This is a genomic window from Bacillus pinisoli (assembly GCF_023036475.1).
Taxonomy (GTDB): Bacteria; Bacillota; Bacilli; order Bacillales; family SA4; genus Bacillus_BS; species Bacillus_BS pinisoli.
In genome coordinates this window covers 18,101-34,267 of the sequence record NZ_JAJQKI010000024.1, presented here as the reverse complement: position 1 = coordinate 34,267, position 16,167 = coordinate 18,101, and the positions used below count along the sequence as shown (strand labels likewise).

The window sequence follows — 16,167 nt, the reverse complement described above, 5'->3', positions numbered from 1 at the left end:
GGCAATGGCTATATTTACGGTAAACATTAAAAGGATTCTAAAGCTACTAGGATAAAAAGAGATACATATACGATGATTTAGAAGAAAAAAAGCCGACTCTTCTTCCTTTTTAGGAAAAAAGTCGGCTTTTTCTTTATTAATCATTACTAAGTTTTAAAAATCGGTAGATTTTCAGTGGCCTCGTAGATGCTGGGTATTTTTTTTGTATGGTCTAGTATACTTTATACATAAAGGAATTGAAAATTCTGAAAAAGTAATGTGAATAAAAAATCTACTAGTACAATAACCTTTGTTTCTGAATAGGTGAATATAATGATAGTACTCATTCGTCTTCACTCGTTACTTCGTGGGTAAAATTGCTTAGAATTTATACCTTGGAAGGGTGTGTCTGTATGGCAAAAGTTGAACGAAATCATATTCATTTGAAATCAGAACTACCTGGTGAGCGATCGGCCTCTCTTCAGAGACTTCGAGAACAACATGTTCCTCGAGGACCCTTTAATACATCCCCTGCTTTCATCGACCGGGCAGAAGGTGCGATGGTAGTAGATGTGGATGGTAATCATCTTATTGATTTAGCGGGAGCAATCGGTACCTTAAATGTAGGGCATTGTCCACCAACCGTTGTTCAAGCAATAAAAGATCAACTAGATCGTTTTATCCATCCAGGCTTTAATGTACTGATGTATGATTCTTATATTGAACTGGCTAAAAAATTAAATGACATTACACCAGGGAGATTTGAAAAGAAAACCTTCTTTCTAAACTCCGGAGCAGAGGCAGTAGAAAATGCTGTGAAGATCGCAAGGAAATATACAGGAAGAAGAGCGATTGTCTCATTTGACAGAGGTTATCATGGAAGAACCTTTTTAACAATGGCATTAACGAGTAAAGTAAAGCCTTATAAAAATGGATTTGGACCGTTAGCTACCGATATTTATAAGCTAAGATACCCTTATTACTATCGTAAACCCGAGGGGATGACGGACTCTCAATTAGATCAATTCCTAATTAGGCAGTTGGAGGATTTCTTTATCGGTGAAGTTCCTCCTGAAGACATTGCGGCTTTTATTCTAGAGCCTGTCCAGGGAGAAGGAGGTTTTGTGATTCCCTCTCCTTATTTCATTCAAAAAATAAAGGAGATTTGCACAAAGCACGGAATTCTTTTAATTATGGATGAAATTCAAACAGGCTTTGGGAGAACGGGGAAAATGTTTGCAAGTGAACATTTTGGGGTTGAACCTGACATTATTACTCTATCTAAATCATTGGGAGCGGGTGTACCAATAAGTGCAGTAACAGGAAGAGCTGATGTCATGGATGCACCGGCGGCAGGAGAGATTGGTGGTACCTATGGAGGAAGTCCTCTCGGTTGTGTAGCTGCGCTTGAGGTCATTAACTTGTTAGAAACTGTGAATCTTGTGAATCGAGCTACAAAGATTGGAAGGATGATCCTCACAAAATTTAAAGAGATGCAACAATCATTCCCAGTGATTGGAGATGTAAGAGGACTTGGTGCCATGTGTGCGATTGAATTGGTAAAAGACCCAATTACAAAAGAACCAAATAAAGAATTAACAGCAAGAGTCGTAGCAGAATGTAACCGAAGAGGAGTTGTTTTATTGAGCGCGGGTATATACAGTAATGTAATCCGTATTTTAAGTCCTCTTGTTATTACGGACTCACAGTTACATGAAGCTTTGTCCGTTATAGACGAAGTGTTTCAAGATCTTACTGAGAAAGGATGATATGATCAAATGACCTTAAAACCAATACAGAAGGAAAAATTATATATAGATGGGGAGTGGATTAACGGACAGGAATACGTTCAACTGTACTCACCATATAGCGGTGAAGTAATAGGAGAGATACCTTTGGCTTCAGCTGAGGATGTAGAGAAGGCGGTCCAAGCTGCAGAGAAAGCTAAAGGTCGATTAAGAAAAATGCCTGCCCATGAAAGGGCTACGATCTTAGAAAATATCGCTAGACTACTTCAACAACGCTTTGAGGAAGCGGCAGAGATTATTGCGAAGGAAGCAGGAAAGCCAATCTCCACAGCAAGGGGAGAAGTAGCAAGAACGATCCAAACGTATAAGTTTGCTGCAGAAGAAGCAAAGAGAATCTACGGAGAAACGCTACCTCTTGATGCAGCACCGGGTGGAGAAAACCGTATTGCTTATACAGTTCGAGAACCATTAGGAGTCGTGGCAGCGATTACCCCTTTTAACTTCCCAATGAATTTAGTCGCACATAAGGTTGGACCAGCAATCGCCTCCGGTAATCCAGTGGTACTTAAGCCAGCTTCCCAAACTCCATTGTCTGCTTATTTCATTGCAAAAATTGCGGAGGAAGCCGGCCTTCCAAAGGGAGCATTACATGTAGTCACGGGGAAAGGGAGTGTAGTAGGAGATGCGCTTGTTACACATCCTCACGTGAAAATGGTGACTTTTACTGGAAGCCCTGCAGTTGGAATAGGACTTAGAAATAAAGCTGGATTAAAGAAAGTAACGTTAGAACTTGGCTCTAATTCAGCAGTCATTGTGGATGAAGGTGTACCACTTGAGAAAATGATATCCCGATGTGTCACAGGAGCGTTTGCTTATCAGGGGCAAGTTTGTATTTCGCTTCAGCGTATCTATGTTCATGAAAACATTTATGAGGACTTTGTTGATAAGTTTGTCGAGGCAACTAGTAAACTAAAACTCGGCGATTCTATGGATCCGTCAACAGATGTATCAGCACTTATTTCCCCGAGTGATGTCGAGCGTGTTCAAGAATGGATTCAGGAGGCTGTTCATCAAGGAGCAAAAGTAGCAATAGGAGGAGAGCGTACAGGTAATATTCTTCATCCTACCGTTCTACTAGATGTTCCGAACGAATCAAAGGTCTCATGTCAGGAGGCTTTTGCTCCGGTTGTTCTCATTAACAAGGTTTCATCAGTAGAAGAAGCCATTCAGTATGTAAACAACTCTCAATTTGGCTTACAAGCGGGTGTATATACGGAAAATATCCATACCGCTCTAGATGCAGCAGAAACCCTTGAGGTTGGCGGAGTCCTAATAAACGATATACCAACCTTTAGAGTAGACCATATGCCTTATGGTGGAGTGAAAGAAAGTGGTACTGGGCGTGAAGGAATTAAGTATGCCATTGAAGAAATGACGGAGCTGAAATTAGTCATTATTAATAGAAATTAACATCCTATTACAGATGTAAGAGAGGGCCCCCCCTCTCTTTTATTGTGAGCAATTTTAGGAAAGGGAAGATGAATAATGGAGAAATTGTTGTTTATACGAAATTTTGTAGAAAATGACCAAATTAGAGCTAGTTTTAATCAATTAGCTAATAATGTGTTTGGTATAGTTTTAAACAGTGGTATCAAAAAGGAGTAAAGCTAGAAAAAGAGATATATCGTGGAAGTGAGACCTTATTTGTAAAGTATAGTTCAAATCTTTCTTTACAAGAGGGTTTTAAACATCCCTTAAATTCTTAAGCTTAATCTGTAACTTTTTGGAAGTGTATCCGTCTCATAATTTGAAATCAAATAAATTATGAGGTGACAAAAATGAAGATTATAAAATTTATTCCAGTCGTTGGATTAACGTTAGCACTTGCAGCTTGCGGTACTACTACTTCTGACAAACAGGTTGAGCAAGCAACAGAAAGCCAGGTTGTGAATGGGTCCTCAGGTACTAGTAATAACAATGAATCAAAATCAGTCTTATTGAAGGAAGAGGCAGCCTACGTTGGGCAGGCGGATCCACATTCTATTGAGGTTCATACAGAGACAGAAACTCTTACTCTCCAAATAGGTAAGGGGATCGATATGAATTGGAGCAGTCTTGAGAAGAATACACCTGTAACAATAGAGTACTTTAAGAATGAACTAGGACAGTATGAATTGGTAAGCATCGATGTACCGGAATCATCTAGTAAGAAACTAGTTACACAAAAGGAAGAAGCCGCATATGTCGGTCAGATTGATGTGAATTCGATTGAGGTCCATACAGAATCAGAGACCATTGCCTTGCAAGTAGGCGGCATTAAAGATGTTGATTGGGGATCTATTGAAAAAGGTACTCCTATCCTAATTGAATACTATAAAAATGAAGTTGGTCAATATGTACTAACAAGTGTAAAGGTAAACCGCTGAGAAATTAGCGGTTTTTACTATTTTTAGACTTAGTCGTTCAAACATGCTTGATCTTGCAAGATCGGAAGTCGCAAGAAAACAGGTTGCAGTCGCAAGAAAAAGTGGGAAACCCGCAAGAAAATAGGATGAACTGGCAAGAAAATAATGAAGTCGCAAGAAAACAGGTTGAATCTGCAAGAAAAAGTGAGAAACCGGCAAAAAAATCGCTTGAATCAGCAAGAAAACAGGTCGAAGCTACCAAGAATAAATGAAACTAGCATGAAAGAGGCAATAACGGACAAACAAAAGAATGACAGACTATTTCACTTATACAGAATACGAGAATGCAGTTAGTAAGTTGCTCCCACAAAACAAACAAAATGAGATGTGAACAGTTTTTGAAAATTATTACCAAATAGTACTATAACCCTACTTTTTTTATGCTAAATACTATACAATGATAAGGTTGATAGGATTGTAATATAAGGAGCACACGATGAATGAAGATTTATAAATTAATTCTGTTTATCCTTTTTAGTCTATTCTGGATTTATGGGTCGAACTACTTAATTGAGATTAGTCCAATATCTGTTGAAATTGCAAGAAACATTGTAATAGGTAAGGAATTTATATACGTACTATTAGTGGCCCTTTATCTCTATTATTCTTTAACTAAAAAGGAAGAATTAATAGAAACGAAGGAATCACAAGAACAGCTTTCCACGCTTATTAACTCCATGGTTGATTTCGTCAACTTTAAGGATGGAGAAGGAAGATGGATTGAATCGAATGAATTCGGACTTAAGTTGTTTCAGCTTGAAGGAGTGGACTATAAAGGGAAAAAGGACTCTGAACTTGCTGAATATACTTCGTTTTACAGAGAGGCTCTCATTTATTGCGAAGCTTCAGATGAGGAAGCATGGCAGAATGCAACAACCACTCGTTGTGAAGAAACGATTCCAATGCCAGATGGGACAGTAAAAATATTTGATACGATCAAAGTACCTCTATTCTATGAAAACGGTGCAAGAAAAGCGCTCGTAGTGATAGGCCGAGATATTACGGATAAAAAGCTAACTGAAGAGAAATTAAGGAGAACAGAAAAGTTGTCCGTGGTAGGGGAGCTAGCTGCCAGTGTCGGTCACGAGATAAGAAATCCTCTAACGTCACTGAAAGGGTTTGTCCAAATGTTTTTAGAGGATGATTCGGCAACAAAGAATAAGCCATATTATGAAATTATGTTAAATGAGTTAGATCGCATTAATCATATAGTTGGAGAATTATTAATTCTAGCGAAGCCACAAAAAATTAGCTTTTCTAAACATAGTATTAACCATATCGTTACAGATGTACTTAGCTTATTAGAAACTCAAGCAAACATGAACAACTTAAATATTAACTATCGGGCTTCGGAAGAGATCAGTATTGATTGTAGTGAAAATCAACTCAAACAGCTCTTTATTAATATTGTAAAGAACGCCATTGAAGCTTCAAGAGAGAATAGTCAGGTTGAAGTTTCAATTAAAAAGAAAGGAACAGATGAGGTCCTTATAACAGTAGAGGATTATGGCATAGGATTAAGCGAAGATTTTCTAGCGAGAATTGGAGAACCATTTTATTCGTCTAAGGAAAAAGGAACTGGTTTAGGCTTGACTGTTAGTATGAAGATTGTTGAACAACATAAAGGAACCATCCATTTTAAAAGTGAGAAGAACGTAGGAACTAAAGTGGAAGTGACCTTACCTATACACCACCAACATTAAAATATGATGAATGACTTAATCTATCATTTATTAAGTCGATATATAAGTATACCAGTTTGATAGGAGGACAATATAGTGGTTAGCTCGTATGAAAAGCTTAGCTCCAAGATTCTAACTTTAACATTAATCGGTTTAATGCTTGCGTGTATCCCGATTTTATTCGTTTTTACACTGCTTGAGTTTATATATTGGAGAGATTTCTTCATATTATTAGGTATGACTCCTTTTTTAGTAGGGTTAGTATACTTTGTATTTAAGAAATTTCAAGAGCATGAAAAAGGGAAGTATTTACTTAATGCAACCTCCTTCTTTGTATGCTTAATTTTTATTTGGTTTATTCCTTCAGAAGAAACATGGGGAGCTTGGCCAATTATAGCTCTATTGTCACTTATTTACCTGCACGGAAAGATCGCAATTCTATCAGCCATATATGGATTATTTGCGAATATCATCTATCTTCTTTTCCATCCCTATTACCAAACGATGACTATTGTAGATGGAATTGTGACAAATATCGTGATTGTCATGATTGGTGTCGTTTCTTACTGTATTACATTAATGGGTAAAAAAATGTTAACAGATGTGAAGGAAAGCGAAGTAAAAGTAACAAGCCTACTTGAGGAAGTTGCTAATTCTGTTGCAGTCATCGAAAACTTCGGGAAAACTCTTAACAGACGAGTGTTAGAGACAAAAGATATCTCAAGAGAGATGATTACTGGCTATACCGAGGTAGCAAAGGGTGCGGAGAAGCAGGCTGCTGGAATCGTTGATATTAATGAAAAAGTGTTGGATACTAATACTTTTATTACAGGTGTTTCAGAGCATTCTATGGAATTAAAGGATTTATCTATTTCTACTTCAAAAGCTACTGAGCAAGGAAACCAATTAATACTAACATTACAGCAGGAGCTACAGCACGTAGTTGACATGCAGGGTAAGACAGTTCAGTTAATGAACACACTTGAGGAGAAGACTCAAAGTATTCATCAAATTTTAAAAGCAATAGATGACATCGCTACTCAAACAAACCTCTTATCTCTCAATGCTTCGATTGAAGCAGCCAGGGCGGGAGAACATGGAAAGAGCTTTGCTGTTGTAGCGACTGAGATTCAGAAACTCGCAGGAAGTGCAGGAGATTCTGCGAAAGCCATTGCTAACATTATTTCAGATATTCAGTTCCAAACTGTCGCTGTGTCTGAACAATTAGTGAAAGGCAACACAGTAATTGAACAAGGGCGAAAGGCTGCAAATGATTCTATTGAAGTATTTAATGTCGTGACCCAAAACATGAACGATGTGATGGCTAAAGCTTCTGAGATACAAGGAATGTTAAAGAATCTTGATGAGAATGCTAGCGGAATTGGTGAGGAGATTACGACCATTTCAAGCATTACAGAAGAATCAACGGCTTCTATCGAGCAGATGACCGCATCACTTGATATGCAAACAGAGCGTATTGAAGAGATTAGTCAAAGCTTTAAAGAACTAGAAGAAATGATTGAAAACTTAAATAAGCTTACGAAAAGAAACGATTAAGAACAAAAGGTTATAGCAAATTTGCTATAACCTTTTTCCTTCGTTTAATCTATCTTTTGAACATCCACTCGACAGGAAAAGAATACAGCACCATTTCCCATATCTGCGGGACGATCAGAAGTTAACGAGTTTACGAGCTGGTTTGTGCCAGGTAAGTCCGCCCATAAACCTTGAGTGACAACGACACCAGGTAAAACTGTTTCCCCAACGGATGCCTTCAGTGTGCATGCGCCTCTTGAATTGAATACTTTTACATATTCACCAGCTTTAATACCTAATGAATCAGCGTCCTTCTCGTTCATAAATAATCTTGGTTCCTTTTCTAGTGTTATATGCTTTTCGTTATGAGAAAAAGTTGAATTGACAAAGTTATGATTGGGTCCTGGGATAAACAGAAACGGAAAATCTCCATCCTGCTCGATAGGTACATAGGTAGGAAGGGCAGGGTGTCCATCTCTCTCCATCTGTTTAGAGTATAATTCAATTTTTCCACTTGGTGTTGGGAGATTGTCTACTAACTTTGTTGTAACATTAGCTTTCTGGTATTTCTTCTCTTTTAAACTAGTAAGATTAATTTCTGCTAGGTAAGGATTTTGCTCGTGGCTTAACGCCTGCTCAATCATGTCCTCTTCGGTTTCATAGAGACAAGCTTCCTCGAAGTTCATTCCCTTTGCGAGTAAATGAAACACTTCCACATTAGACTTCGACTCACCATAATGTTTAATGACTGGCTCTTGAATCTGAATATAATGATGCCAGTAAGAGGTATAAAGATCTGTATTCTCAAAAGCAGAGGTTGCAGGTAAAATAATGTCGGCATACTTCGCAGTTTCCGTCATAAACAGTTCATGAACGACAACAAATAAATCATCTCGTTCAAGACCTTTTCTTACTTTATTACCCTCAGGTGCTACAACAGCTGGATTGGTCCCGTACACATATAATGATTTTACAGGGTGGTCGAGCTCAAGTAGTGCTTTTCCTAATTGGTTCATGTTAATCATTCTAGTGTTCTTCTTAGCAAGTAGATCACTGCGCTGTAGACGTTCAGCATTATGAGCCAAATAACCACCATTACCTTTTATAGCACCTCCACCTCTCACTAGCCACTGTCCTGTTAAAGCGGGTAGACAAGCAATCGATCGGATGCACATTCCACCATTATCATGATGTTGTGGACCGTTCCCTATCCTGATAAAAGAGGGAGAAGTCGTTCCGTACATTCGGGCAAGCTTATAAATATCAGCGACGGGAACCCCTGTAATGTTCGAGACCGTATCTGGATCATATTGAATAACATGATTGCGGAGTTCTTCGTGTCCAACAGTATAGTTCTCTAGAAAGTTTAAATCTACGAGATTCTCCTTAAATAGGATATGCATTATCCCAAGTGCTAGGGCGGCATCTGTTCCAGGGAGTATCGGGATAAACCAGTCAGCAAACTGCCCTGTTTGGTTTCTATGTACATCAATCACAACGATTTTAGCTCCGTTTTTCCTGGCCTTTTGAGCAAGCGCGACTTGATGCATATTGGTACTAACGGCATTTATACCCCAGAAGATCATTAACTTAGAGTGAATGGTGTCTTCAGGATCAATCCCGAAGCTTCCACCCATTGTATACTTATATCCGACTGAGCCAGCTGCCGAACAGATGGAGCGATCCAACAGGGAAGCACCTAGTCGGTGAAAAAAACGGCGATCCATTCCTTCTGCGCTAAGCAACCCCATGTTTCCATAGAAACTATAAGGTAGAATGCTTTCAGGACCGTCTGAGGAGATTAGTGTTTTCCATTTGTCCGTAATCGTCTGGATGGCTTCCTCCCAGCTTATCCTTACGAACTTTCCTTCCCCTTTAGCGCCAACTCGTTTCATCGGATACTGTAATCGATTGGAGTCATAAATTCGCTCTGTCATATGGCGAACCTTATTACAAATGTTTCCTTTCGTTACTGGATGATTCGGATCTCCTTGAATCTTAATAATCTTTCCGTCCTTTTTATGAACTAACAATCCACATTGATCTGGGCAATCAAGAGAACATACAGAAGGAAAGATACCATCTTTTTGGGTAGCGTACGACATGAGATCAGCTCCTTTACCATTATCGGCACTTATAGTTAGATTATATTTTAGTAGGAATCTATAGTGAATAAAAAAGATTTAAATCATCAGTTACTTCTTAGAAAAAGCTTTTTTAGGTATGGTATATTAACTCTGGTACAATCTTAGCATTGAAGTACGTGTTGATCATTCAAAGAAGGCAAAAAAACCTCAATAGGGGTTTGTTCTTTTCATTATGCTTTAATATGAATTTTTCCAAATTTTATATATTACCTCAGAAAAAGTGAATGTTTTTGAATTATTGAATAGGAAAATTCTGATATATTAGTTTTGAACAATTTGTTGATGAGAGCGGTAATTAACGTTTTATGCTCGTATAAAAAAATAAAAATATGAACTTACCAATACAAGTAAAGGCAGTGATAGTTACTAATTAAATTATGTTATGAATTTTAAAATAAAACGAAAGTAAATTTTTAAGAATGGAGCATTGAGGATGAATGAAAGAATTGAGGTAACTGTAGACCCAAGTGATATGAATCGCCAAGCTATAACGTATTCTTTTATTATTACAGTTTTAGCATTTGTTCTATATCTACCAATTTGGGGCTTTAAGATAAATCTTGGGTGGGACATTCTATTAAAGTTCTACGTCTGTTATATGCTAGGAATAATCATACATGAGTTGTTACATGCAATCGGGTTTATTATTTTTGGTAAGGCAAAACTAGGCGATATTAAATTCGGTTTTATAATGAAACATATGATGCCTTACGCACATTGCAAAGTACCTATTACTGCTTTGTCTTATAAAATATCTTTATTATTACCTGTAATTCTAACTGGAATTGTGCCATTTAGTTTAGGTGTAATCTTAGGAAATGGACTTTGGGTTACGGTTTCGGTATTTTTAATCGCAGGAGGCGTAGGAGATTGGATTATTTTCCGTAAAATATATAAGTATCCACATGATGCTCTACTAGAAGATCATCCCAGTGCAATTGGGTGTGTAGTAAATCTAAAGGTCTAAGTTATTCTATAAATAGTTGAATCAATTAAGTGGATTTACATACAGGCGGTTATATAAATAACATTGTCCATAGTGTGAAAAATTGAAGTGTTCTAAGATTCCAAAGACAATTAAATGTCTGAGAGTGGTAGCGGCAAAAGTAAAAACCTTGATTTCTCAAGGTTTTTTACGCGATTTATATTCGATGGAGCATAGGGGGCTCGAACCCCTGACCTCTACGCTGCCAGGGTGGAAGATGATATTTCCTCTAGTTTTCATAAGTGTCCTAAAATGGCTTTGTATCAAGGTTTTTAAGAGAATTTCACTTTTTATATGACCTTTGATTTCCGGGGGGCTTCGGTAGTGTGTGACCAAGATGTGACCAGAGCGTGACCCAGAATATGTTAGAAATTAGTTGTTAGTCCAACTAGTAAGAAATAGAGATGTGACAGTATGCCATTTACAGTAATAGTGTTATGAGATTAAGAAATCGGTACCCTTTTGAAGGAAGTACCGTTTTTTTGTTGAATTTTATAAATTAACTATTATTTCCAAAAGGGCGAAAAGGTGTTTTTTTATAGTTATTGTATATACCGGGGAAGAAAATAATGATTGGTGAATAGAAGAGAACCTTATTATATTAATAACGTTAGGTGGGTAAGGTAGTTGGAAAAAACACTTATGTTAAAAGTTAAATTTAAAGTACATAGAAGTTTTTTAGAAGGGACATTGTTTTGGATTAATTCCTCTAGTCGCAAAATTTATCATAGTGGTAGGCCCTTTTTTAAGAAATCATTTGAAGATCATGACTCACACTTATTAGGTACATTCGAAGAACTTTTATTTAAAAATACAAAAATACAAAAAATATTGTTAAAGCTATTAGAGAAAAGAGAAAGGGTATTTGGAATTACCCACGGTAAAGTAAAAGGATTAGAAGATAACTTGAATATTGTTTTCTTTAAATCATGGGACCAAATGTATTCGTATGGAAAAGAACATATCATAGGAGTAAAGCAATATAATAATGTCCCTATTGAAAATGGATTTAATTTTAATTCATTTTTAGACAAGTATAAGAATAGTAATGGAATAGATCAAAATATACAAAATAGTAATGCTGTAGATACACTTGCGAATGAAGTACTCATATTAAATAAATCTCAGGGTAACTACCAAAAAATCATTGAAAATGGCTGGAAGATTACAAACTTATTAAAATCAAAAATAAAATTGACATTTGATGTTAAAAACATTTCTAGTATCATTGTGTCTACTCATCTTAATCATGAAGATATCAGTAAATCCATTGAATGGATTGAGGAAATGTCTAGATGTGGATATCAATTTCCTGATATTAAGTATAAATTAATGGAAATTAAAAGACTACAAGCTGGATATCATTTAGAAAATATAACAAACAACAATACCTTAAATAGTATTGCAAGGTTATATAAGGAACTGAAAGCATATAGCAAAGCTGAAATTATTCTATTAAGAGCCTTGGAACTTCAACCTAACAGTACATACACTCTTACACAATTAGGTGGGTTATATAGAAAATTACGATATCATGAGGATGGAATTACTCATTATCAAAGGTCTTTGAGGATAAAAGAAGATAAATTTGCTTTAAACGGCTTAGGTGGCTTATATCGAGATATTAGAGACTATGATAATGCGTTAAAGTGTTATAAAAATGCCCTTGAACTCAACGAAAGAGATATGGAAGCTCATACTGGTATTGGTGCCGTATATATTGATTTAAAAGAATATGAACAAGCGAATGATCACTTTGAAAAAGCTGGTACAGACACTGTCAATTTCTTATTTAAAGAATATAGAATGTATGAGAGAGAAAACTCAATTGAAAGTGCGATTGGATGCTTAAAACAAATATTAAATATAAACCCTAGTAATACAAGGGCAAAGAGTGAGCTTATAAAATATAATTATATTAAATGAATAGACGGATGTATTTAAGAAGTAGTTTTATGAAGGCCATAAAATAGATTGTGTTATTGGTGTAAGAATATTATGATCTACATAAACAAAAAGCCATCGATCCAAGAAGGGTTGATGGCCTCTTAATCAAAGTAAAGACGATGAATATAAAGGTGATATATTTTAGCGAATACGGGGAAGAAAACTGTGCTTAAGTATATTTATTAGATGTAAATATCATGTATCACCTTCTTAGAAATGACTAATTCTAAATAATAAATAATAGAAGCAAATGAAGGACGAATTTATTCGCCTTTTATTGCTTAGATAAAATTGGCCAGCCATTTTCTAATCTCCAACCCGTTTCAATATCTCTTTTATGTATTTCGTATTCACTATAGTCAAGTTCTACATAGCTGTATCTCCATTTAGTTAAATTACTAAGATTTGTTCCCAACACTTTTAACGAACCCGTTTTCTGATTATCCCTAAATTCTTGAAGGATTCTTGCCCCTAGGTCATAATAGTGATTACTATTTGGTTTTCTTCCACCGATACCATTATAGACTATCCAAAATTCCCCTTCCTCACTTGGATGTATAACATTATTTAAATCTTTCCTACTTTTCGCTAAAAAGGGGATATCTATAGCATTTTTATTTTTAGAAATAGTCGCGTTGCATAAATCCTCTAATGTATATGATGTATAAATCCAATATAAACCACACCCCCTTGAACTGGGACGATTACTTAGCTTAAGTAGTCCGTTATTATCCTCTACAATAGTTAGCAGACCACATTTTCTTCTTAATTTCTCTATCTCAATAATTCTATTTTTCATATACTTGACCTCTCTGTCATCAGCTTAGTTAGGTTAGTAATACCGATGAAATCTCTATTTCATTTCAATCTTACTATATTAGAAATTCACAAAGCTAATTTTGTTTGTTTATATGTATTTTAATGGGATTATTTGTCAATTATACTAATGGCTTGAAAATTGAATAAGAGGATGGATGATATTATGTCTCTTTTTAAGGAAATTTTTGAAGATATAAAAGACCTTGGAGAATATGCTACGAAGGGATTTTATCATGAAGTAATTAAAGGTGAAGATAACTACATTCCAACTTATGAAAAAAATCGAATGGCAAACTCAATGGTAAGTTCAGCTCGTCATAGCTACAATGAGACAAAGGAACGATATGAGATAAAATTCAACACAGTTAAGCAGAACTTTAATGATTTTTGTAGGTTGAAAGAGAGTTGCTTACATAATGAAATGTCTAGATTTGAAAGGTATATTGCTAATGCTTCTCTTAGCAACCAATTAAAAAGTGTAAAACAGAATTACTTTCAACACGTTCCGGTTCAAAATCAGATTATTAACCGTTTCGACATGAAGATTCCTGAGGCTCCAAGAACTAGATTTGAATTAGATAATTTCTTTTTGTTATTTAGAATAGGAGAAGCAGACGATAATCTTTCGGATGCAAAGGCAGTAAAGAGTGATATTCTACGTGCCAAAGAACAATTAGAATTTCGTATAACAGCACTAGATAATGTGTTAAATCGTATTAAAGAGTTTCAATCCTTTACTAAGGATCTCTCCCAAAATCTTAACGCAGTTAATCAAAAGATTTCGTTGTCTGGTACCTCAGTCAATAAAAACACATTAGATCTTGGTATGGTTTATATATCATTGTTGTACATAGTTGTATCGACTGATATTTTTGATAATAGAGAAGTTTCTCATAAATCCCAAGAAGTACTTAAATTTATCAAGTCCACGTTAGGAGGATTGCAATGAAAACCTTATTACCTGAAACAGTTACTGTATTTGGCGAAGTGATTAATGGGTTAACTAAGTATGGGATTGCTAGAGAGCAAGAAAAAACAGAGAGACATCGGATATCTTCGGAAAACAAGGTCAGAATAGAGCAATTACGTTTACAAAAGGAACTGCTGTCAGAGTTTAACTTTAGTCAACATCAGGAAAGAATGGGTTTAATACATGCTTTAAATAAAGCATGTGAACAGAATAATGTGGAATTAGCTAGTCTTTGTGGGAGCTTATTTTTACAATCTCAAATACAAGATAAGGGATTTCAGTGGGTTTCAAGTTACTTGCAGTCCGAACAAACGTTACCTAATTTTAATCGTTTGTATATTCATTAACTACGAAAATACAAATTTTTTATAATTAAGAACCAATATATTTCTGCTAATAGATTACCTCGGCTTATACCGGGGTGATCTTATTTAATTTCTAGGGATATTTTTTATTGCTTTTATAGTTCATGTCCATTTATTTGTTGTCTAAAAGTCTTAAATCTTTTGTAATTACATTCCAGACTAACTTAAAGATAGTGAAAATAGTTATTTTAGTGGAATATGAGCAGTCTTTTTATAGTGTCTAGAACTTATAACTTTTGTACATTAAACATAACTGGTGAAATAGATAGATTGGTAAGGGTTAAATAATTTAGAGGGTATATGTGATGAAGCACAAATGAGGTCTAGTTTAAATTCAAGTCAATATTTTTAATTAGGGTATTTTTTCTGTTCTATTTTTAGACTATGTTACTAAATAAGTCTAAAAATTAAATTTCCTTTATAATAATAGAATGTATAAAAAGAACTGGCTAAGAAAGAAGGTGGATATTTTGTCAGACAAATGTACTACATGTAAACTTTGTGATAATGTGTTTGAACATGATAATCAAAAATTCGGTTTGTCAGGTGTTTATAAGAGACAATACGAGCCGTGGCAACTATTAGAAGGTAAAAGAAATAGTTTAGTTTGGATTTACGGGATTAATCAAGCTTTCAACGAAGGTGAATATGACTTAGATTACCTTTTGCCGAGGGGAAAAAAGTGGAAAAAAATTGAGTTGGATGGACGAAGTTTAGATAAGCTAGAAGACTGCTTTATCGCAAAAAATGGAAAAGAAAAGGTATTTAAAAATGAAAAATACTTTAAAAAATTCAATACTGTATCTCCGATCCTTTTTGAATTACTAGGGCAAGATTATGGTGTTGCTCATACAGATGTAATTAGGTGTGGTTCAGTTAGGCATAAACCTGAGGTAATGATAGGGAAACTCTTTGAGGATATAGTTACGAATTATTCCGATTTAGAGGGAAATGAACAAAAAATAATTAAAGATAGTTGGAATATTATACCGGAAAAAATTCGGAAGAATTGTAAAAAATATGTTGAGCAACAGTTAAATAGCAGCAACTATGAGGTTCCAAGATTAATAATTTGTCATGGTAACCCAGCGAGTAAAACGATTAGAGAAATACTCTTATCAGAAAAGGAACAAGAGGGTATTGCTAGGTTATGTAAAATGTCAAAAATTGATTACGTTCCTTTCTATCATGCTTCATTAAAAAAAGGAGATAAGCAACATTCTATTACTGTTGTGCAAATGGAATTTATGCATGACAAGCTTCCTAATGTAACCAAACGTTCTATTGGTTATCTTATAGATGGATTAATAAAAGATTTAGGAATATTAGAAACTAGAGATAAATTATTAGGAACTAAAAGTAATTATAAACATGGGTTATTGGTTTAAAACTAATTTTAACGTAGTAATAATTTGTCTCTATAAAACAGATGAGAAACGGTGAATTTTTACAAAATAAAGACCTAATTTGAAAACTACACAGGAATGCCTTTCTTTAAAAAAGATTGGCATTTTTTAGTTTACA

At 35.3% G+C, this 16,167-nt stretch carries 13 protein-coding genes; 11 read left to right on the top strand and 2 right to left on the bottom strand.

Annotation, left to right across the window (positions count from 1 at the left end):
- Positions 1-392: 392 nt before the first annotated feature.
- The 6 genes from gabT to LT143_RS20660 all read left to right on the top strand — a co-directional run bounded on the left by gabT (position 393) and on the right by LT143_RS20660 (position 7,431).
- Complete coding sequence (gabT, locus tag LT143_RS19990) at positions 393-1,748, top strand: 4-aminobutyrate--2-oxoglutarate transaminase (RefSeq protein WP_246946171.1); 1,356 nt, start codon at positions 393-395, stop codon at positions 1,746-1,748.
- A gap of 9 nt (positions 1,749-1,757) precedes the next feature.
- Entirely contained in the window at positions 1,758-3,197 is a 1,440-nt protein-coding gene (locus LT143_RS19985) for an aldehyde dehydrogenase family protein (protein WP_246946170.1), read from the top strand.
- Between the two features lie 368 nt (positions 3,198-3,565).
- Entirely contained in the window at positions 3,566-4,153 is a 588-nt protein-coding gene (locus tag LT143_RS19980; protein ID WP_246946169.1) for a hypothetical protein, read from the top strand.
- Positions 4,154-4,278: 125 nt separating this feature from the next.
- Entirely contained in the window at positions 4,279-4,404 is a 126-nt protein-coding gene (locus LT143_RS20540) for a hypothetical protein (protein ID WP_272495879.1), read from the top strand.
- Positions 4,405-4,632: 228 nt separating this feature from the next.
- Positions 4,633-5,895: an ATP-binding protein gene (locus tag LT143_RS19975; RefSeq protein WP_246946168.1), complete on the top strand. Its 1,263-nt coding sequence runs from the start codon at positions 4,633-4,635 to the stop codon at positions 5,893-5,895.
- Positions 5,896-6,030: 135 nt separating this feature from the next.
- On the top strand, positions 6,031-7,431 hold the full coding sequence (locus LT143_RS20660) for a methyl-accepting chemotaxis protein (protein ID WP_418909859.1): 1,401 nt from the start codon (positions 6,031-6,033) through the stop codon (positions 7,429-7,431).
- A gap of 44 nt (positions 7,432-7,475) precedes the next feature.
- On the opposite strand, the gene LT143_RS19965 is transcribed toward LT143_RS20660, so the two are convergent.
- Complete coding sequence (locus LT143_RS19965; protein WP_246946166.1) at positions 7,476-9,515, bottom strand: molybdopterin-containing oxidoreductase family protein; 2,040 nt, start codon at positions 9,513-9,515, stop codon at positions 7,476-7,478.
- Positions 9,516-9,990: 475 nt separating this feature from the next.
- Here LT143_RS19965 and LT143_RS19960 point away from each other — a divergent pair, with 475 nt between their 5' ends.
- A complete protein-coding gene (locus LT143_RS19960; RefSeq protein ID WP_246946165.1) occupies positions 9,991-10,524 on the top strand; it encodes a DUF3267 domain-containing protein in 534 nt (177 codons plus the stop codon).
- Positions 10,525-11,169: 645 nt separating this feature from the next.
- Entirely contained in the window at positions 11,170-12,468 is a 1,299-nt protein-coding gene (locus LT143_RS19955) for a tetratricopeptide repeat protein (RefSeq protein ID WP_246946164.1), read from the top strand.
- 295 nt (positions 12,469-12,763) lie between these two features.
- Here the strand turns inward: LT143_RS19955 and LT143_RS19950 are convergent, their stop codons facing one another.
- Positions 12,764-13,288, bottom strand: coding sequence for a hypothetical protein (locus LT143_RS19950; protein WP_246946163.1), 525 nt, complete (start codon positions 13,286-13,288; stop codon positions 12,764-12,766).
- Between the two features lie 159 nt (positions 13,289-13,447).
- Between LT143_RS19950 and LT143_RS19945 the strand changes: the two genes are divergently transcribed.
- The 3 genes from LT143_RS19945 (at position 13,448) to LT143_RS19935 (ending at position 16,031) form a co-directional block, all read left to right on the top strand.
- Positions 13,448-14,257 (top strand): hypothetical protein, encoded by an 810-nt coding sequence (locus LT143_RS19945; RefSeq protein WP_246946162.1) that lies wholly within the window; start codon positions 13,448-13,450, stop codon positions 14,255-14,257.
- Positions 14,254-14,625, top strand: a complete 372-nt coding sequence (locus tag LT143_RS19940; protein WP_246946161.1) for a hypothetical protein — start codon at positions 14,254-14,256, stop codon at positions 14,623-14,625. Before LT143_RS19945 ends, LT143_RS19940 begins: the two co-directional genes overlap by 4 nt.
- 488 nt (positions 14,626-15,113) lie before the next feature.
- On the top strand, positions 15,114-16,031 hold the full coding sequence (locus LT143_RS19935) for a hypothetical protein (protein WP_246946160.1): 918 nt from the start codon (positions 15,114-15,116) through the stop codon (positions 16,029-16,031).
- The last annotated feature ends 136 nt before the right edge of the window (positions 16,032-16,167 follow it).

What these genes read in the sequence shown, in the direction of transcription:
- gabT (WP_246946171.1), top strand. Translation starts at nt 393, where the DNA reads ATGGCAAAAGTTGAACGAAATCATATTCATTTGAAATCAGAACTACCT.
- LT143_RS19985 (WP_246946170.1), top strand. Translation starts at nt 1,758, where the DNA reads ATGACCTTAAAACCAATACAGAAGGAAAAATTATATATAGATGGGGAG.
- LT143_RS19980 (WP_246946169.1), top strand. Translation starts at nt 3,566, where the DNA reads ATGAAGATTATAAAATTTATTCCAGTCGTTGGATTAACGTTAGCACTT.
- LT143_RS20540 (WP_272495879.1), top strand. Translation starts at nt 4,279, where the DNA reads ATGAACTGGCAAGAAAATAATGAAGTCGCAAGAAAACAGGTTGAATCT.
- LT143_RS19975 (WP_246946168.1), top strand. Translation starts at nt 4,633, where the DNA reads ATGAAGATTTATAAATTAATTCTGTTTATCCTTTTTAGTCTATTCTGG.
- LT143_RS20660 (WP_418909859.1), top strand. Translation starts at nt 6,031, where the DNA reads ATGCTTGCGTGTATCCCGATTTTATTCGTTTTTACACTGCTTGAGTTT.
- LT143_RS19965 (WP_246946166.1), bottom strand. Translation starts at nt 9,515, where the DNA reads ATGTCGTACGCTACCCAAAAAGATGGTATCTTTCCTTCTGTATGTTCT.
- LT143_RS19960 (WP_246946165.1), top strand. Translation starts at nt 9,991, where the DNA reads ATGAATGAAAGAATTGAGGTAACTGTAGACCCAAGTGATATGAATCGC.
- LT143_RS19950 (WP_246946163.1), bottom strand. Translation starts at nt 13,288, where the DNA reads ATGAAAAATAGAATTATTGAGATAGAGAAATTAAGAAGAAAATGTGGT.
- LT143_RS19940 (WP_246946161.1), top strand. Translation starts at nt 14,254, where the DNA reads ATGAAAACCTTATTACCTGAAACAGTTACTGTATTTGGCGAAGTGATT.